General features: G+C 42.1%; 15 protein-coding genes. All 15 read left to right on the top strand.

Going from position 1 to position 22,368, the window contains the following annotated elements:
- Positions 1-196: 196 nt before the first annotated feature.
- The 15 genes from CS948_RS07865 to CS948_RS07935 all read left to right on the top strand — a co-directional run bounded on the left by CS948_RS07865 (position 197) and on the right by CS948_RS07935 (position 22,154).
- Complete coding sequence (locus tag CS948_RS07865) at positions 197-1,480, top strand: aspartate kinase (protein ID WP_099291147.1); 1,284 nt, start codon at positions 197-199, stop codon at positions 1,478-1,480.
- Positions 1,477-2,205 carry a glycosyltransferase family 2 protein gene (locus CS948_RS07870; protein ID WP_099291148.1) on the top strand — a complete coding sequence of 243 codons (729 nt, stop codon included), beginning with the start codon at positions 1,477-1,479 and terminating at the stop codon, positions 2,203-2,205. Before CS948_RS07865 ends, CS948_RS07870 begins: the two co-directional genes overlap by 4 nt.
- Positions 2,206-2,216: 11 nt before the next feature.
- Positions 2,217-3,914, top strand: coding sequence for a hypothetical protein (locus tag CS948_RS07875; RefSeq protein WP_099291149.1), 1,698 nt, complete (start codon positions 2,217-2,219; stop codon positions 3,912-3,914).
- Between the two features lie 92 nt (positions 3,915-4,006).
- The gene (locus CS948_RS07880; protein WP_099291150.1) at positions 4,007-4,282 is read left to right on the top strand and encodes a hypothetical protein; all 276 of its coding nucleotides are present in this window, start codon (positions 4,007-4,009) and stop codon (positions 4,280-4,282) included.
- Between the two features lie 787 nt (positions 4,283-5,069).
- Positions 5,070-8,498 (top strand): isoleucine--tRNA ligase, encoded by a 3,429-nt coding sequence (gene ileS / locus CS948_RS07885; protein ID WP_099291151.1) that lies wholly within the window; start codon positions 5,070-5,072, stop codon positions 8,496-8,498.
- A 95-nt stretch (positions 8,499-8,593) separates the two neighbouring features.
- Positions 8,594-8,974, top strand: a complete 381-nt coding sequence (locus CS948_RS07890) for a TraR/DksA C4-type zinc finger protein (RefSeq protein WP_018338122.1) — start codon at positions 8,594-8,596, stop codon at positions 8,972-8,974.
- Positions 8,975-9,019: 45 nt separating this feature from the next.
- Entirely contained in the window at positions 9,020-9,631 is a 612-nt protein-coding gene (locus CS948_RS07895; RefSeq protein WP_099291152.1) for a lipoprotein signal peptidase, read from the top strand.
- A gap of 24 nt (positions 9,632-9,655) precedes the next feature.
- On the top strand, positions 9,656-10,237 hold the full coding sequence (locus CS948_RS07900) for an RNA polymerase sigma factor (protein ID WP_099291153.1): 582 nt from the start codon (positions 9,656-9,658) through the stop codon (positions 10,235-10,237).
- Positions 10,238-10,370: 133 nt separating this feature from the next.
- Entirely contained in the window at positions 10,371-11,492 is a 1,122-nt protein-coding gene (locus CS948_RS07905; RefSeq protein WP_099291154.1) for a FecR family protein, read from the top strand.
- Positions 11,493-11,643: 151 nt separating this feature from the next.
- Positions 11,644-15,129, top strand: a complete 3,486-nt coding sequence (locus CS948_RS07910) for a SusC/RagA family TonB-linked outer membrane protein (protein ID WP_099291846.1) — start codon at positions 11,644-11,646, stop codon at positions 15,127-15,129.
- 12 nt (positions 15,130-15,141) lie between these two features.
- Complete coding sequence (locus CS948_RS07915; RefSeq protein ID WP_099291155.1) at positions 15,142-16,596, top strand: RagB/SusD family nutrient uptake outer membrane protein; 1,455 nt, start codon at positions 15,142-15,144, stop codon at positions 16,594-16,596.
- A 21-nt stretch (positions 16,597-16,617) separates the two neighbouring features.
- Positions 16,618-17,508, top strand: a complete 891-nt coding sequence (locus CS948_RS07920; protein WP_099291156.1) for a putative zinc-binding metallopeptidase — start codon at positions 16,618-16,620, stop codon at positions 17,506-17,508.
- A gap of 61 nt (positions 17,509-17,569) precedes the next feature.
- A complete protein-coding gene (locus CS948_RS07925) occupies positions 17,570-18,682 on the top strand; it encodes a thioredoxin family protein (protein ID WP_255301911.1) in 1,113 nt (370 codons plus the stop codon).
- A gap of 193 nt (positions 18,683-18,875) precedes the next feature.
- The gene (locus tag CS948_RS07930; RefSeq protein WP_099291157.1) at positions 18,876-19,952 is read left to right on the top strand and encodes a thioredoxin family protein; all 1,077 of its coding nucleotides are present in this window, start codon (positions 18,876-18,878) and stop codon (positions 19,950-19,952) included.
- A gap of 177 nt (positions 19,953-20,129) precedes the next feature.
- On the top strand, positions 20,130-22,154 hold the full coding sequence (locus CS948_RS07935) for a thioredoxin family protein (protein WP_099291158.1): 2,025 nt from the start codon (positions 20,130-20,132) through the stop codon (positions 22,152-22,154).
- The last annotated feature ends 214 nt before the right edge of the window (positions 22,155-22,368 follow it).

The following is a 22,368-nucleotide window of genomic DNA, read 5'->3' on the forward strand; positions in this document are numbered from 1 at the left end:
TTGAATTTTATCGTAGCGTATTTTGCAAATATATTAATATTTTTTACATTTATATCCTAAAGCTCAGTCAAATTTTATTCACATTTACTCCTACCAATTCATAAAGTCCATTTCATAACAATGGACTTTTCTTTCCATTGCATTTTTTCATTTAAAAACATACCTTTGTTTCGCAATCTTAAAATCACGAAATTACATGAAGGTATTCAAGTTCGGGGGAGCATCCGTGAAAGATGCCGAAGGAGTTAAAAATCTATCCTCTATTGTCCGCGGGCAACACGGGCAACTCATCGTGGTCGTTTCCGCGATGGGCAAAACGACCAATTTGCTGGAAACACTATGCAATGCTTATTTCCACCGGGATAGTAAAACAGTGGCAATCATGGAAGAATTGAAAAACTTTCACCTCGACATCGTCAACTCGTTATTTCCCCTAAATGCTTCGGTCTACAAAAATCTGGACGAATTATTCACCTCCCTCGAAAACATCTTGAATACCGAATCTTCCCTGTGCTACGACTACGAGTACGACCGTATCATCAGCTTCGGGGAACTCATCTCGACCACGATTATTTCCCATTATTTAAGGCTGAAAGGAATCGACAACCTGTTCATCGACATACGCAAATACTTGAAAACCGACCAGAACTACCGGAACGGCAACATCGACCTTGAACTCTCCGGGCAGCTCTGCGAAGAGGCTTTCGATTTTAAAAATACCACCATCTACGTCACCCAAGGCTTCATCGCCGGAACCCGTACCAACCAAACCACCACGCTGGGACGCGAGGGCTCCGATTACACGGCGGCATTACTTGCCAACCTGCTGAACGCCGAGGATGTCACCATCTGGAAAGACGTACCGGGAGTAATGAATGCCGACCCCAAAGAATACGACAAGGCACAAGTCATCAGCAAAATGTCGTACAAAGAAGCCATCGAGCTATCCCACTTCGGGGCAAAAGTCATTCACCCGAAAACCATAAAACCGATACAGAACAAACAAATTCCCCTGTATGTAAAATCATTCCTGCACCCGGAATCAAGCGGAACAATCATCGAGGAAATAGACGAGCACCTGAAACTCCCCCCCATATACATCAACAAGGGGAATCAATGCCTGCTAACCCTCACGCCAAGAGATTTTTCCTTCATCGCCGAAGAAAAACTCAGTCACATCTTTGCCATACTTGCACGATACAAACTCAAGCTGAACCTGATGCAAAACTCCGCCATCAGCTTCTCGTTCTGCATAGATTGCAACACGGTCATCTTCAATGAATTTCTGCAACAATTGCAAGAAGAATTTGAGGTACGTTACAACCAGGATGTCAAACTGATAACCATACGCCACTACACGGAAGAAGCCATCCGGGAAATAATAGGCGACTGCCCGTCACTCGTGGAACAACGAAGCCGGACAACCGCCCAATTCGTGTTGAGAAACCATATGTCGGAACCAATTCACTCTCGTTCATGAAACAACAGACCTTGTCCATCATCATACCCGCGTACAACGAAGCGAGTACCATATTCCGGTTACTGGAAAAAGTACATCATACCCGCCTCGTCCATGATATTCGTAAAGAAATTATTGTTGTAAACGATTGTTCCAAAGATAACACGGAAGAAGAAATCCTGCGTTTTACAGAAACTTACTTGGACTGCACTCTCGTTTATCACAAACAGCCGCACAATCAAGGAAAAGGAGCTGCAATTCGAGCGGGAATCCAAAAAATCACGGGCAATTGGACAATCATTCAGGACGCTGACCTTGAATACAACCCCGAAGATTACAACCCGCTACTGGAATGGATGATAGAGAACGACGGAAAAGTCATTTACGGTTCCCGTTTCCTGAACAAAACGAACAAACACTCCTACCAGAGCTTCTACCTTGGCGGACGGCTCCTCTCCATAGTGACGAACCTGCTGTACGGGCAACACCTCACGGACGAGCCGACCTGCTACAAGATGTTCGACTCGGGACTATTGCGTTCCATCCCCTTAAAATCCACGGGCTTCGAGTTCTGTCCCGAGGTCACGGCAATCGTCTGCCGCCGGGGATACAAAATACCGGAACTCCCTATCCGTTACTATCCCCGTAGCATCGAGGAAGGCAAAAAAATCAACTGGAAAGACGGATTGATAGCCATCTGGGTGCTGGTAAAAATACGATTCGCGAACAAACATTCACTCGAATAAATACCACGATCATGAATATATTCAAAAACATACAACCCCGAACGTTAATATATTACTGTTTAGGTATCATCACCTGTGTATTCGTCTTCAACTACATACAAATATTTGACTTCAAACCGGACTTAAACGGTGACAACGTGTACTACTACGCCCTCGGCAAAGCCCTCGCCTCCGGGCAGGGATACACCAACATCATGTTCCTCGAGGAAAGCCCCCACTCGCACTTTCCCCCGGGTTACCCGTTATTCACGGCACTCATCTTGCTGTTTTTCAAATCCTACACGGCACTGAAAATAGCGAACGGCGTTCTTTTCGGCTTATCCATCCTGCTTCTTTTCTTCCTGACGAAAAGAATTTCAGGCAATTTGCTTCTGGCATTACTGACCTGCCTGCTATGCTGCATGCAGCAAGCCATGTTGCGCTACTCGACCATCGTGATGAGCGAAATGTTGTTCACCTTCCTGACAATGGGAGTACTCTACCTCTTCAGCCTTCTCGACACGGACCGCCTTTTCAGCAAAGACCGTCCCCGCCGGCAAATACTCTATTTCGCTGGAATCATCATCGGGCTGAATTACATCTACTTCGTCCGCACCATGGGAACCTCCATCATTATCGCCGCCATACTCTACATGCTGCTCATTTGCGGACAAAAAGCCCTCGAATGGCTAAAAAGCAAGCGGGAGAACAGCGACGCGCGAATCATTCATCTCAACAAACGAGCCCTAACAAACAACCTGCTCACCCTATGCATCATTATTACCACTTTCGCCGGGGCTAAAACCGCGTGGGATTTCAGAAACAAAAGCATCGGGGTAACTCAAAGCGATTACCTCAAAGACTTCAAGAAAAAGCCCAAGGGACAAACCATGGAAACATTCTCCGACTGGACGGAACGCGTGCAAAACAATCTCGTCAGCTACATCGGGAAATGGATACCCACTGCCGTCATCTCCGACGAACCCGCATTTGACCAAAAAGTAACCCGAACAGACCTCATCAAAGGCACATGCATCGTTATTCTCATGATTTTGGGATTAATAGCCTTACCCCACATGAAACTCCTGCTCTTCCTGTACATCGGCATCACCATGGCAGTACTCATGGTCTGGCCGGAACAATACGCCGGACACCGTTACTTCATCGGCATCATTCCGTTATTCATCTTCCTGTTCCTGAACGGCTGCGTGGAAGGATTGCGCTTGCTTGTAAAGAAAATGCCGGAAACAAAATTCACACGTCTAATCCCCACCGGGGGAATGGTCATCGTGTCCCTTTTCCTCTTTCCGCATTACGCCAAAGCCCTAAAACCACAGCAAAATTTCGCCACGTATAAAGTTTGGAACGAAAAAATTGCCGACGCCGCTTTCGTAGAATACATATACGCCATCAACTGGTGCAAAAAGAACTTACCGGAAGACGCCCGCATCGCTTGTCGCAAACCGGAATTATTCTACCTCTTCTCGGGAGGTCGGAAATCAACCAGTTTCCCGCAATACGCCACCCCGGAAGACCTGCTCAACACGTTCAAAGAGAAAAACCTCTCGCACGTCATCATCGACCGTTGGTTCCGCCACGGGTATGTCACCGTCTACCCGATGGTACAAAAATACCCCACCCATTTCAAACCCTTGATTCAAATCGGGCAGAACACGAAAAAACAGCTCCCGACACTTATTTTCCAATTCTTCCCGCAAGCGGAATTGTAATATTCTTCAATAAACCAGAATACTGATTATGGATACATTAAGTCTCAAGAAAGCAACATCATTGTTCATCCTAACTTTAATACAAAGAGACGATGGACAAAAGAAACAAATTATGGAGACACCGGCAAATGACACGCGTGTTCAAAGCTCGCATGATTCTTTATGCCGCTTATAGACATTGCATTATTCACGAGGATGGCAGTATTGATAGTCATCCGCATTGGTTCGAGTTGGCAAAAGAAAAATGGGCAAGAGTTTACAAAACCTCAGGAACTCCATGTAACTGTTCGATGTGCAGAGGAGAAAAGTATAACCGCAAGGAATACAAGAAAGAAACTCTGCGCATTATCAAAGAATCATTGGATTAGCCAATAGATTGAAACGTCATGAGGGGGACAAAAGTCCTTGTCTAAACTCAACTCTCCCTCTGTTTCCAGAAAAACTCACCAGCACTTCCTCTGTTCATAGAGAAGGTAGCGGCGTAGCCGACGGAGGAGTTTTAGAGGAAAATGATTTTTGACACCCTCATAACGTTTGTTAAATCAAACAAAGCACTCAAAACAACAGCTATTACAAATAGTTTCATCCCAACATTTGATTAACGCCAGAAACTACAAAATACGCCATTTTGATACCATAAAAAACTTTTCACGCACCTTTTATCCTTATAGAAAATAAAAACAATGAATTATGACATTTTATCTTCCATGGAAGATAAAATGACACACTAGGGCTATAGATACTGAATTAACAGGGGAAACCTCTCCAATACAGTTATAAATGCAGTATCAATTCCGTATCACTTCCGGATGAATAGTACTTATAAAACTTTAGTAGTCCTTTTAATTCCCTATAAGAACGCTATTATAGTATAGGGTTTTAATAGCGTTTTAATAGGGAACTAATAGCGTTTTACACGGAAGTGAACCGGAAGTGATACACCATTGATACGGGATTCATTACTGTATTCCAGACGACTAGAGAATAACCTCTCGTAAATCACCGGGGAAAAGAAAATTGCACGTGTCGATATCGCGATCGAGTAAAAAAAGACATCAATTCCTATCAGTATTTCTACTTTCTAAATAAAATGGTATATTTGCAACTTGATTTTTTAAACGTGCAATAATAATATCTAAAAAGTTAGGAGTCACGATGGACAAAAAATTCCAAAAGTACAAAGGATTGGATCTCTCTCAGGTAAACAAAGACGTCCTGAAAGAGTGGAAAGCTCAACACACGTTCGAGGAGAGCTTGAAGATTAGAGAGGGGCATCCCTCGTTTGTCTTTTTTGAAGGTCCCCCTTCGGCAAACGGTATGCCGGGTATTCACCACGTAATGGCACGGACGATTAAAGATATTATTTGCAGGTACAAAACTTTACAAGGATTTCTCGTTGAACGGAAAGCGGGATGGGATACCCACGGACTTCCGGTTGAATTGGGCGTGGAAAAGAAACTCGGTATCACGAAAGAGAATATCGGGAAAACCATATCGGTGGCAGACTACAACAAAGAATGTCGTGCGGACGTGATGAAATTCACCCGTGAGTGGGAAGACTTAACCGACAAGATGGGATACTGGGTAAACATGGAAGACCCGTACATCACCTACGACAACCGGTATATCGAAACCTTGTGGTACCTGTTGAAACAACTGTACGAAAAAGGATTCCTTTACAAGGGATACACCATACAACCCTACTCCCCGGCGGCAGGAACCGGGTTGAGCACGCACGAACTGAACCAACCGGGATGCTATCGGGACGTGAAGGACACCACGTGCGTAGCACAATTCAAAGTGGTACGGGACGAGAAATCGGAAAAGCTGTTCGCGCATAGCGACGAAGTGTACTTCACCGCGTGGACAACTACCCCGTGGACATTACCATCCAACACGGCATTGGCTGTAGGCCCCGCTATCACGTACGTGGAAGTGAAAACTTACAACCCGTATACATTCCGCCCTGTAACCCTTATTTTGGCGAAAGACCGCTTCAGCGCTTACTTTAACAAGAAAGCGGAGGATATTGCCCTAGGTGATTACAAGGAGGGAGATAAACTTATTCCTTACGAGGTGGTTGCCGAATATCAAGGCACGGAACTCGAGGGCATCCGTTACGAGCAATTGTTACCGTGGATGACACCCATGGGCGACGCATTCCGCGTGATCTTGGGTGATTACGTGAGCACGGAGGACGGTACTGGTATCGTGCATATCGCCCCGACTTTCGGTGCGGACGACGACCGGGTTGCCAAGATGGCAGGCATAGCTCCCATGTTGTTGATAGACAAAGATGGCAATAGACAACCGATGGTTGACAAGCGGGGACGTTTGTTCCTGCCGAGTGAAATCGACCCCGATTTCTTGAAAAACAACGTGAATATCGACTTGTACGGGGAGTTTGCCGGACGCTTCGTGAAAAACGCATACGACCCAGAATTAACGGACAACGATCCCACGCTGGATATAGACCTGAGTATCCTGTTGAAACGGGAGAACAAAGCGTTCAAGGTAGAAAAACACGAGCATAACTACCCGCATTGCTGGCGCACGGATAAACCGGTGCTTTACTACCCGCTGGATTCTTGGTTTATCAAGACCACGGCGGTACGCGACCGGATGATCGAACTGAACAAAACGATCAACTGGAAACCCGCGAGCACGGGTGAAGGGCGTTTCGGCAAATGGTTGGAAAACCTCGTGGACTGGAATCTTTCCCGTTCCCGTTACTGGGGTACCCCGCTCCCGATATGGGTAAGCGAGGACGGAACCGAGAAAATATGCATCGGTTCGGTACAGGAATTAATGGAAGAGATGGAGAAAGCCGTACAAGCGGGCGTGATGAAGGAAAACCCGTTCAAGGATTTCAAAGCAGGAGATTACTCGAAAGAGAATTACGATAAAATAGATTTGCATCGCCCGTACGTGGATGACATTATACTGGTATCGCCCACGGGACAACCGATGTACCGCGAGAAAGACCTGATCGACGTTTGGTTCGACTCGGGAGCCATGCCCTACGCGCAGGTGCACTACCCGTTCGAGAACAAAGAGTTGATAGACAATCATATCAAATTCCCTGCCGACTTTATCGCCGAGGGAGTGGATCAAACCCGCGGGTGGTTCTTCACGCTTCACGCTATCGCCACCATGGTGTTCGATTCCGTGGCGTTCAAGAATATCATCTCCAACGGGCTGGTACTGGATGCCAAAGGGAACAAGATGTCGAAACGGTTGGGCAACGCCATCGACCCCTTCGACACGATCGAGAAACAGGGTTCCGATCCCTTGCGCTGGTACATGATTACTAACGCGCAACCGTGGGATAACTTGAAATTCGACATCGCCGGGGTGGAGGAAGTGAAGCGCAAATTTTTCGGAACGCTGTACAACACGTACAGTTTCTTTGCCTTGTACGCCAATATCGACAACTTCACGTATGCCGAGCCGGAAGTTCCGTTCAACGAAAGACCGGAGATCGACCGCTGGATACTTTCTTTACTCAATAGCTTGATCAAGGAAGTTACCGAGGCTTACGAGAGTTACGAACCGACCAGAGCCGGACGTGCTATACAGAATTTCGTGATCGAGAACCTGTCGAACTGGTACGTGCGTCTTTCCCGGAAACGTTACTGGGGAGGGGAACAAACCACGGACAAGTTGTCGGCTTACCAGACACTGTACACCTGCTTGGAAACCGTGGCTATCCTGTCGTCACCCATCGCACCGTTCTACATGGATCGCCTGTTCAAGGATTTGAACAGTGTCACCGGACGTTACACGACAAGCGTTCACCTCACGAATTTCCCCGTCGCTAACGACACGATGATAGACAAGCAACTGGAAGAACGGATGGATATGGCTCAACAGATATCCTCCATGGTACTCGGGTTGAGAAGGAAAGTTCAAATCCGCGTCCGCCAACCGCTTTGCAAGTTGTTGATCCCGATTTTGGACGAGGGGATGACCGCGCAATTGGATGCCGTGAAAAATATCATCCTGTCGGAAGTGAACGTGAAAGAGATCGAGTACATAACCGATACCGCCGGGATATTAATCAAGAAGATCAAACCGAACTTCAAGACTTTAGGCCCGAAATACGGCAAGTACATGAAGCAGATTTCCGCTCTCGTGGCAGAAATGGACCAGAACGACATCTATAATTTTGAAAAACAGGGTACTTACTCTTTGCAAGTAGGCACGGAGAATCTGGAATTGACACTGAACGACGTGGAAATCATGTCGGAAGATATCCCGGGCTGGCTGGTTGCCAACGAGGGACGATTGACGGTGGCTCTGGATATCAACATCACGAAAGAATTGCGCGAGGAAGGTATCGCCAGAGAGTTGATCAACCGGATTCAGAATTTGAGAAAGGAAAAAGATTTCAACGTGACGGACAAAATAGATCTTCAAATCGGCAAGCATAAAGACATTAACGATGCCGTGGAGAATTTCAAGGAGTATATCGCCAGTCAGGTTCTGGCAGAGAACGTTACGCTGGCAGACAAAGCCGATGAAGATGTGCAGATCATCGAAATCGACGATATACATACTTTCATAAAGATTCAAAAAATGTAACCTCCGCGGGCTATAACGAGTAAAAACGGATATTTTAGCAGCAGGAAGGTTGCAGAACGAATTTTTTTATTAACTTAGACAAAAACTTTACAACTATGTCAGAGAAGACCAGATATTCGGACGAAGAGTTGCAGGAATTCAAAGAATTGATTCTTGAGAAACTCGAAAAGGCGAAAAGAGATTACGAGGTTTTGAAAGCCTCGATCTCCGGAAGCGACGGGAATGACATTGCCGACACATCCCCCACTTTCAAGGTATTGGAAGAGGGTGCATCCGTGCTCTCGAAAGAGGAAGCCGGACGTTTAGCCCAAAGGCAGGCGAAATTTATCGCGCATTTGGAAGCTGCATTGGTTAGAATTGAGAACAAGACATACGGAATTTGCCGGGTAACCGGGAAGTTGATCTCGAAAGAAAGATTACGCGCCGTGCCCCACGCCACGTTGAGCATGGACGCCAAAATGGGACAAGACTCTTGATCGTTACAAGCGATCGAGAGTCGCTTTTTTTAATACTTTACAAGAATGAGCACGGGGAAAAAGCTAATTATTTTTATTATCGCCCTTTTGATCATCGATCAAGTCGTGAAGATTTGGATTAAAACGCACATGATGATCGGGGATGAATTCAGTGTCTTCGGGGACTGGTTCAAAATCCACTTTATAGAGAATAACGGGATGGCTTTCGGGATGGAACTCGGGGGTGGCAAATGGGGCAAAACCGTTTTAAGCGTATTCCGCTTAGTTGCCGTTGTCGGCATCGCATGGTACTTGAGACACCTGATCAAACAAAAAGCCCCGACCGGAGTGATTCTGTCTTTCGGGCTTATTTTCTGCGGTGCCGTGGGAAACATCATCGACAGTATGTTCTACGGGATGATATTCAATGACAGCTATTCCCAAGTGGCTACTTTATTCCCGAAGGGCGGAGGTTATTCCTCGTTCCTGCACGGGAAAGTGGTCGATATGCTTTATTTCCCGCTTTACGAGGGCTTCCTGCCCGAGTGGGTTCCGTTCTGGGGCAACAAGTTTTTCGTGTTCTTCCGTCCGGTATTCAACTTGGCAGACTCTTATATCACGATAGGCGTGCTGATGCTACTGCTTTTCCATCGCAAGTTTTTTGCAACGAAGAAGTAATTTAAACCTTTAAATCATTTTTCCATGCACGATGATGAATCCGGATTCATATCGAATATAAACGCGAAGAAGGAAATTGCGTGGAAGAAATTATACCGAAGTTACTACCCGGCTCTGTGCAATTACGCTTCCCGGATGATTCAAGATGAAGTGCTCGTGGAAGATATCGTGCAGGAATGTTTTATCAAATTATGGGATTCCCCCGTGACGTTTTCGAGTATCAGGGGGCTCACGGGATGGCTTTACCAAGCGGTCTATACCCGCTCGTTGAACACGATACGGGATAAAGCCCGCACGAATAAGTTGCGACAGGATTTATGGGACTCCGCACAAGGGGAACCGACCGAGGAAGATGCTGTCGATTCGGCTATCGAAGAAGAGATATTACATAAATTCAGAACCATCATTACCCAACTTTCTCCCCAGCAACAGGAAATCATGAAAATGAGCATGGACGGGATGAAAGTAAAAGAAATCGCCGAAACCCTGAACGTGTCGGAGAACGCTATCAAAATGCAAAAAAAGAGGGCTTATTCGGCCATACGGGAAGAACTCGGGGAATGCTGGAGCATCCTGCTCGTGACGTCGTTCCCGAATTTATTCTAAAGATTTGTAATCTGTTATTACAAAAAATGTAATAACAGAAAATGTAATATACATTCTCTTTATATTTTTCTTGAAATTTTTGTTACCCGTTTTTGTACCTCAGGTGTTTTATTGATAAATTAAAAACACATTTATGGCTCATTGGGACGAAATAGATGGTATATCCGGGAAATTGCTCAAGAAGATTCTGCTTGGGGAGGGCAGGGATTCACAAGAGGATTCCGGGCGGCTGACGGACAAATACAAGGATTGGGACACGCTTGCCAAACAATCCAAGAAGGTATTGAAGTATGACGCGAATAAGGCTTTCCGGGAATTGCAGCACCGGAAATATCGTCGCCGCCACTTGATGACACGATGGAGTGTCGCAGCGAGTATTATGCTGTTGTTCTCTCTCTCTATTTTCTTGATTCAGGAATCTCCCGAAGTGAAGCCCGTCAAGAAGATTGAGCCGGGGTACAAGAAAGCCACCCTAACCCTGTCCGACGGAACAAGCTGGGATATCCGGGAAACGGCGAAAGTGTTCCAAGTGAAGGATAGCGAGTTTAAAGTGGATTCGTGCGGGTTGAGTATATTCAATAATGCCATTGCTCCATCCCAAACAGAAACACAATACCACACGTTGAGCGTACCGAGAGGGGGCGAGTACAATTTAACCCTGTCGGACGGGACGCAAGTCTGGTTAAACTCGGAATCGGAATTACGTTTCCCCACGCGGTTCAACGCGAACAACCGGACGGTATATTGCAAGGGAGAGGTTTATTTCGATGTTACCCGGAACCCGGACTCTCCTTTTATCGTGAGATTGGATAAAGGTGAGGTCACGGTGTTAGGCACGGAGTTCTGCACGTCCGATTACGAGAATTCGGTCGTGGAAGTCACCCTCGTGACGGGTGCAGTCCGGTTCAAGGCAGAAAACGGGGATTCCGTGTCGCTGACTCCTTCCCAACGTCTGGTTTACAACACGGCAACCGACAGTATTTCCGTTACCACGGTGGACACCCGTGCATACACGGCGTGGAAGGACAATTTATTCTGCTTCGAGGATGAAACACTGGAAGACATCATGCAGACGCTATCACGATGGTACAATATAGATATACATTTTGAGTCGGAGGATTTAAAAGGGCGACATTTCTCGGGAATCATAGAAAAATACACGGAGATCAAATCTTTCCTAGAACTTTTCGAAACAGGAACAGGTATAAAATTCGACATTTATGGACACGAGATAACAGTAAGGAAATCAAGATAAAAAACGAAAAAGCCCCGTTCCGGTTGGCGCCTATCACGGGGACTTTATACGTTCAGTCAATATCATAAATCAACTAACATTCAAAATTATGCAAAAAAATCCACAAAACACTCGGGAATACCCGTGTGAAGTGAAAAAAATTTTAAGAAAAATGAGGATTACATTGTTATTGGTACTCTTGTTTGGCTTTTACGCGGAAGCTTCTTCACAAAAAGTTACCCTAAAAGTGAAGAATATGGACCTCTACACGGTTTTGTTGCAATTGAAAAATCAGAGCGGAGTTCGTATGCTATACGATGCGGATTACACGAAACAAATCAAGTGTAACGATGCTACTTTTCAAGAAGAAGATATCGCCGTCGTTCTGAAAAAATTATTGAAAGATACACCTCTTACATTCAACGTTGTAAATGGGGTTTTCGTAATCAATAAGGCGCAAGAAAAAGAGGAGAAAAAGAAATCCGTCACACTCAAGGGAAGGGTACAAGATGAAAAGAGGGAACCCATGCCCGGCGTAACAATACAATTAGTTGGAACTTCCATCGGTACGGTTACTGACACCAAGGGGCGATTTGCAATTACTTTACCACTGGAAAAAGGAATCATCGAATTTTCTTTCATCGGATACGTGAAACAAAAAGTTGTATTCTCGAAAGATATGGCGAACGACTCATTACAAATCACTTTACAAGAAGAACTTGTAACCTTAAATGAAGTGGTCGTGACAGGATACCAAACGTTGAAAAAACAGTCTATGGCAGGCTCGACAAGCCACGTGAAAGCCGGGGATTTGACGATGCTCCCGGGACACACGCTAGAACAAATGTTACAAGGAGCCATACCGGGAATGATGGTAATGAATCAAAGCGGTTTGACTGGAAGCCGGCAAAAAATCAGAGTACGAGGAACTTCAACATTATTGGGAGATGCAGAACCACTTTGGGTCGTGGATGGTATTATTCAAGAAGATCCTCTTCCTTTCAAAGCATCGGAATTAACCAATATCGGGAATACCGATATGATAAACGACTTTGTTGGAGGGGCTATTTCTTGGTTAAACCCCAATGATATTCAAGATGTAACCGTTTTGAAAGACGCTTCTGCCACTGCTATATATGGAGTAAAAGCAGCAAATGGAGTGATTGTCATCACCACGAAGAAGGGGGAAAAAGGAAGAATGTCCATTACTTATTCCGGAAGTTTTTCCACAAGTACAAAATTTTCCTATGATAAGATGAATTTAATGAACTCGAAAGAAAGGGTTGATTTTTCTAGAGAAATTTATGAAACCGGAGGATTATTTGAAGAACAAGCACTCGGGTATTTACACTACGCAATGAAGTACAAATTAAGGGAGATTTCCCTAGAAGAGTTTTCAAAAGAAGTGAGAAAAATGGAAACAGCAAACACGAATTGGTTTGATTTACTTTTCAGGAATCCTTTTAGCCATTCTCATTCCATCAGTATATCAGGAGGAAACAATCAGGCGTCTTTCCGTGCATCCTTCGGATACTCTGATGCAAACAATACAGCCATAGGCAACGGAAGAACCAGCTACACGGGAAACTTGAGTACTTCCGCCACATTTTGGGAACGATTGGTAACAAGTTTCACTTTATCGGGAAGTATGAATAAAACCACGGCTTTCGGGATAACGGATCCTTACAGTTACGCAAGCAAAACAAGCCGAGCGATATTTTGTTATGACGAGAACGGGGATTATGTTTTTTATCCTATCAAGGGGTATAAATACAATTACTTGTTCGAGCAAAGAAACAGCGGCAATGCAAATACCGTGTACAGTATAAATAGCTCTCTGAATATCCGTTTCAGTATCTGGAAAGATTTTGTTTTCCAAACATTATTCGGGTTCAATCTTTCTTCTACTCACGGAGAGATTTATTTTACCGAACACACGAACCGGATCTCTCAAATTCGCGGTTACGAATATCACGCCATAGATGCCGCAACAAATGCTTTACGCCAAGACGGAGTGTTACCGCACGGAGGAGAATTAACCCAAAAAGAAAACAGAAATCAAAATTACACATGGAGAAATATGTTAGAATGGAACAAAAATATAAACAAACATAACTTCTCTTTGATGGTCGGACAGGAGGTTCGAGGTACTCGAGAGGAAGGTTCCTCGTGGACTCATTACGGATATTTACCAGATCACGGGAAGAGTTTCGCTATAGTGCCTCCAACCTCATACGTGGGAGGAAGTACTCCAAATTCATACGCGGTAGTTTACCCGACAATATCGGACAAAAAGGTAAATTATTTATCCTTTTTCGCATCGGGAAGTTATATGTTTGATGAACGCTACGCTTTAAACGCCAGCATTCGTATGGATGCCTCCAGTAGATTCGGGAACGATCGGGATGCACGTTATCAACCGGTTTGGTCTGTTGGGTTACGATGGAATATTACACGAGAACATTGGCTTGAAAATCAAGACATCCTGAATGACGTTAGTTTAAGATTTTCATACGGGTTCCAAGGAAACGTAGCTGAAAATGTCGGTCCCGACTTAATCATGACAATACCGAGCTCCGGCAGTATAGACAATAAAATCGGGAAATATGTTTACAACATAAAAAGTTTACCGGCACCCGGTTTGACTTGGGAGAAAAATAAAACAATCAATCTGGGTATCGATTTCAGTATTCTGCATAATAAAGTCAATTGCACTTTTGACTACTACCGTAAACGCACGGAGGATATGATCGTGAATCGTATCGTTCCGTACGAGAACGGAGTGACAAATATGATCATAAACGGAGGAAATATGGTCAATTCCGGATGGGATATGGCTGTCAGTCTAGTACCGATTAGAACTCAAGACTTCGTTTGGTCGTTAAGCACGACATTCTCAAGCAACAATAACAAAATTGACACGAAATTGGAGAATAAACCGGACTGGAAAACAGCAGCATCGGGGAAACTAAACAAAAAAGGTTATGCCGTTTCATCCTTCTGGGCATTTAAATACGCGGGATTAAATCCGGGAAACGGAGCTCCCCAATTTGATTTCCTGACGGAGAAGGATAATGCACTGGTAGAGAACGACGCAACGCAATACATGGTATATGCCGGTAAACTTGACCCAGATTTCTCAACGGGAATCAACATGAATTTCCGTTACAAGAAATTATCACTTTCAACAGCGTTTTATTTAAGTTTTGGCAACAAGCGTTTCCTGAATCCGCTTTACGAAAATACAACGAAAGCTCCTAACGAGAATGATAACCTCACAAAAGAGATGGTGAAACGCTGGAAGAAACAAGGAGATGAAGTTTTCACGGATGTTCCGGCAATCCCGAATAACTCGAGGAATGCATCAATATCTCCGTTCGGGCGATTAACCGGGCAAATGTATCCTTACGAGTTGTATAATTATTCCACGGCTCGTGTCGTGAATGCTTCCTTCTTACGTTGTAGTAATATAACATTAGCTTACACTATGCCGGAAAAATTGATTTCCAAGTTTGCTCAAAGCATGAATTTCTCTTTTACCGTAACAAATCCTTTTCGAATTGTCAGCAAAGACTTCAAAGGCATAGATCCGGAAGTCGCAACCGGGAACCAACCACTCACGAGCGATTTTACATTGAATTTAAATATCAGTTTTTAAAAGTCTGAAGTTATGAAATCACAAATAATAATAATTACGGTACTTTCCTTGCTAATGACAGGATGTAATGATTTCCTAAGTGTATCCGTACAAGATGAAGTACATCCCCAAACCGTGGATGATTTGGAATCGTTGTTATTAGGAGAAGCCTATCCTCATAATAAATACCAAAAAGTAGATCTATTAACCGACGATATGCAGTGCAACCCGATGTCGCCCAACCGGGAAGGAGGACAAATTGAAGAATTAAACCAATGGGAACCCTATTATTGCTGGTCGTGGAATCTTGTCGATATGTCAAGTTTTGGCTTTTGGGAATTTTACTACAAGAAAATCATCGGATGTAATGTTGTTCTAGATCACTTATCCGAAGTCAGCGGAGAAGATAAACAAAAAACTTTCCTAAAAGGACAAAGTTTAACCTTAAGGGCTTATTACTATTTATTACTAGTGAATTATTTCGGTTTACCTTACAATCACGGGAAACCGGAAGAGAATTTAGGCGTTCCGCTGAAATTAAATTCCGGTGTAAGGGACGAGTACTTCACTCGCAATACAGTGAAAGAAGTATACGAACGTATCGAACAAGACTTGTTAGAGGGAAATCGTCTGATGACTGAAAACAAAATACCGGTAAGCGTGTACGAGGTAAATGATTTAATGGCAAAAGCGTTATTGTCTCGAATGTACCTTTACATGGAAAAATATAGTGATGCTATTCATTGGGCTGATGAGGTGCTCTCCCAAAAACCAGAATTGCTTTCACTTAAAGATTTATCCTGGACACTAGGAACGATAAATTATGACAAAAAGATCGAAGGAGTGTATTCCACAAACATTAGTCCCGAAATTATATGGGTACACGAAGGAAATTCAGACCAGTATATTACTTGGTCGGGATTATATCCCGTGTACACGGTTTCTAATTCTCTTTTAAACATCTATGAAGAAAAAGACGGAAAAGCGATAGACTTACGAAAAAATACTTTTCGAAGACACTCGACCAAAGAAGGTGGCAAATTATGTTATATATGCAGATCCACGGATAATTATCAATTAGGCATACGCACGGCAGAAATCTACTTGAACCGGGCTGAAGCTTATATTCACCAATACGAAAAAACAGGCAATGAGGAATTCAGAACAAACGCCTTGAAAGATTTGAATTACCTCCGTCGTTCCCGTTACGATACACGTTCCTTCTCTTACCAAGAAATCTCCCACGAGAAGATAGAAGATTTAAAGGAGTTTTGTAAACAAGAACGACGCAGGGAACTTTGTTTTGAAGAGTTTCATCGTTGGTTTGATCTGCGCCGTTACGGGATGCCCCAAATTGAGCATACGTTTATCGGTAGTAGTAACGTGGAACAAAGTGTTGTCTTGAAAGAACAATCTCCCCGTTACGTTTTACCTATACCGGAAATTGTTTTAGACGCAAATCCTCGCTTACAACAAAATCAACAATAACGCAATAAATAGAATATTACTATGAAAATTCAGATACTATTTATTTCTATAATTCTCATTTTAGCCGGAGGATGTTCCGACAAAGACGAATTAACTCCCTCGGAAGGGCTGGAATTCAGCTATTCCTTGCCTCAAGGTGAGCACGATTATGATGCCAAAATTATGGATTGGTTTGAACGATACGGTTTTTATGCCCTTTATCGTTTTGCTCCGGAAAAAGACCTCTATTGGAATGGCTCTTTTTCAAATAAAATGACAAATGACAAATTTTCAGGTATCCATGGAGAAATGGCAAATGAAATCTACGTCGGAGAACAGTTGCAATTACTTGAGGAAAGTTTCTTGAATTTTTACCAAGACAGTACATTATACCGTTGTATGCCTATGAAGTTACTGCTTTGCTCGACATTACAAAAAGCAACATGCGGAGTGGTAGCTGATATTGACGTGTACACCGAAGGGTTAGATGTTATTGCCGTGAATCATGGGAATGAAAACATAAAAGAATTCAGTGCAGACAAACGTAATTCTTTTAAAGATGCTATAAACGTGGCTTTTTTACAGCGGATGATTTCAACTGGGAAAATAGGAGTATGGGAAGAATTCTCGTCCATCTCGGAATACAGAGCCACCTCTTCCGAAAGTTATTTCGCAAGAGGATTTATCGGGGGATATTATAGTAGCCGGGAGCCTGATACTGATTTGGCATCTTACTTGGAAGCAATTTTAACCATCCCGGATGAGATTCTCTACGCGGAATCAACAGCCGGTGATAATTCTTACAAAGGAATCCTGCACTCTTCAAAAGACACACACGGATTAATAAAAATAAAATACAATTTGGTTGTCAAATATTATAAAGAACGTTATCAAATAGATCTGTTGAAAATTAGAGATTTCAAATTCAAATAAACAGGAAAAAATTATTATTACCATACACTCCCGTTTATTCGAACCCCAAAAAATCAATAAAATGATAGAAGTTACTAATAAATTATTAAAAAAAAGAATCATGAAACACATCGTATTAATCATTAGCCTCTTAATGTTTAGTCCCATTATATTTGGACAAGGAGTAAATTTTGAACAACTCACATTCGACGAAGCCCTAACTAAAGCCAAAATAGAAAACAAACTCATATTCATGGACTGCTACACGTCTTGGTGTGGACCATGTAAACGCATGGTTAAAGATGTTTTCTCTCAAGAAAAAGCCGGAACATATTTCAACTCAAAATTCATTTGCGTGAAATGTGATATAGAAAAAGGAGAAGGTCCCGAACTGGCAAAAAAATTCAATATTACAGTTGTCCCGACTTTTTTCATTATTCGTCCTAATGGAAGCATACAGCACATGATCGTTGGCGGAGGAAATATCAATGATTTTATCGCCAAAATTGAGAAAGGATCGAAAGAAAAAACCTCTCTCGACTACTTGAATAAATTACACGAAAAAGGAAAAATGAACAAACAGCAACTTCTCTCCTATCGAATCGCCCTGCTTGACGCTAACGAGAGAGACAAAAGTGAAAAAATAGGCGAAGAACTAAACCCTCTATTAAAAGACAAGGACAAAATGAAAAAAGAATTTTGGCCACTCATGAAGAGAGAAGTCTTTGGTTCAGATAATTTTCAACTTGTTGTAAACAACATTGGTACTTTTAGAAAAAACATCGGTAAAGAACAAATTGATTCATACCTGTATAACAACTACAAGGATGCCATTGAAAACACGGTCAAAAGCAATGCAAAAGAACCTGTTACCCAACTGGAACAAATTCGTCGAGAATTAACCAACAGCGATTTGGAAAAATGTGACCTATTAATGACAAGACTTGACTTATACGAAGCGGCAGTGAAAGGAGATACGGAGAAAGTTATCTCGTTAGTCTCACAAAAGGATCCCGAAAATGATCTATGGCCCATCACTTGCGCCCTTAACACAATTAACCCAAAAGCCACAAAAGAACAACGAGACCGCATAGTAGCTTTAGGAGAAAGATTCATCGCACACGTTAATGACGAAAAAACAAAAGCATATTTAAAAAAATATTTTCAACAATTTCAAAACCCCACTCACAAATAAATATATCCTCAAAGAGTAGTAAAAGTTTATCTATTAAAAAGAGTATTCTTCAGCCATAAACGTACAATTTAAATAATAAGCAAAATTAAAATGATACGATAATGAAGAATCTCTTTTTAAATCTGTTTTTATGATTTCTTTTTACCTCAAAGGGATATTTCCACAACTTCTTCCGTTTAATTCAAATTGATTTATGAAAAAATTCATCGTTATTATAATATTGTTACTCCTCTGTCTTACTATTTTCGGGCAAGGAGTGAATTTTGAACAACTCTCGTTTGATAAAGCTCTAACTAAAGCTAAAACAGAAAACAAACTTGTATTCATGGATTGCTATACGTCCTGGTGTATACCTTGCAAATTAATGACCGAGAAAATTTTTCCTCAAAAAAAAGCAGGAGACTTTTTCAACTCAAAATTTGTTTGCGTAAAGTTTGACATGGAAAAAGGGGAAGGTATTGAATTGAAAAAAAGATTCAATGTCAAATCTTTCCCCACTTTTTTCATTATTCGCCCTGATGGAACAATGCAACACACAGTCGTTGGCAGAAGCGGAATTGATCATTTCATATCTCAAATTGAAAAAGGTTTAAATGAAAAAACCTCTCTTGATTACTTGAATAAGCTATACGAAAAAGGAAAAATGAACAAGAAACAACTTATAGCCTATCAAATAGCTTTACTTGACGCCTATGATAAAGCTAAAAGTGCCGAGATAAACGAAAAATTAAAAACGACTTTGAAAAATAAAGACAAACTAAAAAAAGAATATTGGCCGCTCATCGAGAATGAAAGCTATGGCTCAGATAACTTCAAATTAGTCATAAATCATATCGCAACCTTGAAAAAAAGGGTCGGTGAAGAAAAAGTTTATTCATATCTATACAATACCTACAATAAAGCAATTGACAACACAATGCGGCATAATGCCAAAGAATCCATCATTTTACTAAATCAAATAAACCAAGAATTAGTTTACCTCGATTTTAAAAAGAAAAATCAATTAATGGAAAAACTTATTCTAACGAAGGCACTTCTAAATGAAGATGTAGAAAAAGTCATTTCAATAGCTTCACAAGTCACCTCTACCAACGATGTATGGACTATCGTTTCAGCCATGAAAAGACTTAAAACTAAAGCAACAAAAGAACAATTAATCCGAATGGCTATGCTAGAAAACAAATTCATTACAAATGATATTTTTAAAGAAGAAGAAAAAGCGTATTTAAAAACTATTTTCGAAGCATTCAGAGTTGCTGCTTACAAGTGAATATGCTTGTTTAGATAATAGAAAAAATTCATGGAAGTACAAAAAAACTAAATAACATCAATCATACCTGCCATTTTTTTCTTGTTAAAGATAAGTTAATACTGTCCAAAACAATAACAGCATTTAGCATTCTTTCCTACCTTGCAAATTCATTTACCAATAATTTAAATTGATTTTATGAAAAGCCTTATCTCGATTATTACCTTATTGATATTCAGCTTTACTGTTTTCGGACAGGGGGTGAACTTCGAGCATCTTACATTCGACGAAGCCTTGGCGAAAGCTAAAGCGGAGAATAAGCTCATCTTCATGGATTGCTACATCATCGGATGCGGACCTTGTAAATACATGAGCGAAAAAGTTTTCACACAAGAAAAAGCCGGCGTATATTTTAACCCGAAATTTATATGTGTGAAATTTGACATGGGAAAAGGCGAAGGACCAACATTGGCAAAAAGATTCGAAGTCAAAGCCTACCCGACTTTCCTCATCATTCACCCAGACGGAAACATTCAACACAAGATTGTCGGAGGCGGGGAGTTGGAAGATTTTATTCCCCGTGTCGAAAAGGGGCTACACGAAAAAACTTCTTTGAGTTACTTAACGAAGTTACACGAAAAAAAGAAAATGAACAAAAAACAATTGATAGATTACCAAATTGCCCTACTTACTGCCGACGAAAAAGAGAAAAGTGCAAACGTAGCTGAAGAATTGGCGACTGTTTTAAAAGACAAGGACAAATTGCAAAAAAAATATTGGACAATTATCGAAAATGACGGCTATGGTTCCTCTAACTTCAAATTTGTCGTAGCTAACGTTGACCGTTTCAAAAAAAATGTAGGTAAAGATAAAGTAGACGCATACCTATATAATAATTATAACAAAGCCATTGATAATTGTACACGTTGGGGAGCAAAAGAACCCCAAGTTCAATTGACCAAAATCCGTCAAGAATTACTAAACCTCGGGCTAGAAAAGCAAGATAGATTAATAAATAAAGTAGATTTAATCGAAGCAACTTTGAACAAAGACGTGGAAAAAGTCATTTCGGTGATTTCCCGAAAAAAAACAAACGCTGACATTTTTTCTGTCATGTCAGCCCTCTATGCAATCAAATCCAAAGCGACAAAAGAACAATTGGAACGTATAGCTATTTTAGGAAATAAATTCATAGAAAATGCCGCTCCCGGAAGAGAAAAAGCAGATTTGGAAACAATTTTCGAGGATTTCAGAATTGCCGCTCACACAGGAATATACTTCCAAGAATTGACTTATGAGCAAGCCTTGGCGAAAGCGAAACAACAACGGAAGAGGCTCTTTATCGACTGCTACACCAGCTGGTGCGGTCCCTGCCAATACATGGCAAACAAGGTATTCACACAAAAGAACGTGGGTGATTTCTTCAACAAGAATTTCATTTGCGTGAAATATGACATGGAAAAAGGTGAAGGTCCGGAATTAGGCAAGAAATTCGGTGTCAGAGCCTACCCGACTTTTGTCATCGTGAACCCGGACGGAAGTATCCGCCACAAACTTGTAGGCGGCGGTGAAGGTGAAGAATTTATCAAGCGGGTAGAAGAATCTTTCGATGACGAAAAAGCTCTCGGAACTTCCATCACCAAATACAATGAAGGAAACCGGGACAAAGCATTTCTGGCTTCTTACGCCCAAACATTACTCGACCTGTATGATCCGGCAGCGAAAGACGTGGCAAATGAATTGTTTGTAACCTTGAGTGACGAAGAGAAAGTATCTCCCGACTATTGGTTTATCTTTGACAGAAAAGAACTTAGCCCCAAAGGTTCCGACGCGGAGAAATTCCTGTTGGCCAACCGGGCAAAATTCAACGCTACAATAGGAAAAGAAGTTGTTGATACAAGACTGAGCAAAGATTTACAACAAGAACTCATGGAAATCCTTGCCACGAAAGGACAGGCAATCAAAGCAACCCGATTTGACGAGATCACGAAAGAAGTGAAAAGTTTGAAACTAAGCAACGAGAAATCATTGCTCGGGCTTGTGGCTATCGGTAGAGCGGTAAAGGATGGCAATGTCGATCGTTTTCTGGCTACTTGCGAGAAAGAGATGCCAAAAGTAAAAGCAGACAAACGGTTATTAAATTACTATTTGTCGCAACTTACCACCCGAGGCACTGACGCACAAAAAGCCCGCTGGAAAAAAATCGCGGATAAATATCTATAAGAGTTCATAAGGTTTATAAGGTTCATAAAGTTTATAAAGTAATGGATGTCTTTCGGGCAAAACTTAACGGCAGTTCATACTGCCGCGGACAAAGCACCCGCAGGGACCATAAACCTTATGAACCTTACAAACTTTATGAACTTTATACCTCCTCTTTTTCATTTATAATTGTCAACCGTTTTTCATTTTCAATTGTTTTACGTAAGTTTGCACC

It is taken from the genome of Butyricimonas sp. Marseille-P3923 (assembly GCF_900184685.1).
GTDB lineage: Bacteria > Bacteroidota > Bacteroidia > Bacteroidales > Marinifilaceae > Butyricimonas > Butyricimonas muris.

What these genes read in the sequence shown, in the direction of transcription:
- CS948_RS07910 (WP_099291846.1), top strand. Translation starts at nt 11,644, where the DNA reads ATGAGGATTACATTGTTATTGGTACTCTTGTTTGGCTTTTACGCGGAA.
- CS948_RS07880 (WP_099291150.1), top strand. Translation starts at nt 4,007, where the DNA reads ATGGACAAAAGAAACAAATTATGGAGACACCGGCAAATGACACGCGTG.
- CS948_RS07875 (WP_099291149.1), top strand. Translation starts at nt 2,217, where the DNA reads ATGAATATATTCAAAAACATACAACCCCGAACGTTAATATATTACTGT.
- CS948_RS07890 (WP_018338122.1), top strand. Translation starts at nt 8,594, where the DNA reads ATGTCAGAGAAGACCAGATATTCGGACGAAGAGTTGCAGGAATTCAAA.
- CS948_RS07935 (WP_099291158.1), top strand. Translation starts at nt 20,130, where the DNA reads ATGAAAAGCCTTATCTCGATTATTACCTTATTGATATTCAGCTTTACT.
- CS948_RS07920 (WP_099291156.1), top strand. Translation starts at nt 16,618, where the DNA reads ATGAAAATTCAGATACTATTTATTTCTATAATTCTCATTTTAGCCGGA.
- CS948_RS07870 (WP_099291148.1), top strand. Translation starts at nt 1,477, where the DNA reads ATGAAACAACAGACCTTGTCCATCATCATACCCGCGTACAACGAAGCG.
- CS948_RS07915 (WP_099291155.1), top strand. Translation starts at nt 15,142, where the DNA reads ATGAAATCACAAATAATAATAATTACGGTACTTTCCTTGCTAATGACA.
- CS948_RS07895 (WP_099291152.1), top strand. Translation starts at nt 9,020, where the DNA reads ATGAGCACGGGGAAAAAGCTAATTATTTTTATTATCGCCCTTTTGATC.
- CS948_RS07865 (WP_099291147.1), top strand. Translation starts at nt 197, where the DNA reads ATGAAGGTATTCAAGTTCGGGGGAGCATCCGTGAAAGATGCCGAAGGA.
- CS948_RS07900 (WP_099291153.1), top strand. Translation starts at nt 9,656, where the DNA reads ATGCACGATGATGAATCCGGATTCATATCGAATATAAACGCGAAGAAG.
- ileS (WP_099291151.1), top strand. Translation starts at nt 5,070, where the DNA reads ATGGACAAAAAATTCCAAAAGTACAAAGGATTGGATCTCTCTCAGGTA.
- CS948_RS07925 (WP_255301911.1), top strand. Translation starts at nt 17,570, where the DNA reads ATGATAGAAGTTACTAATAAATTATTAAAAAAAAGAATCATGAAACAC.
- CS948_RS07930 (WP_099291157.1), top strand. Translation starts at nt 18,876, where the DNA reads ATGAAAAAATTCATCGTTATTATAATATTGTTACTCCTCTGTCTTACT.
- CS948_RS07905 (WP_099291154.1), top strand. Translation starts at nt 10,371, where the DNA reads ATGGCTCATTGGGACGAAATAGATGGTATATCCGGGAAATTGCTCAAG.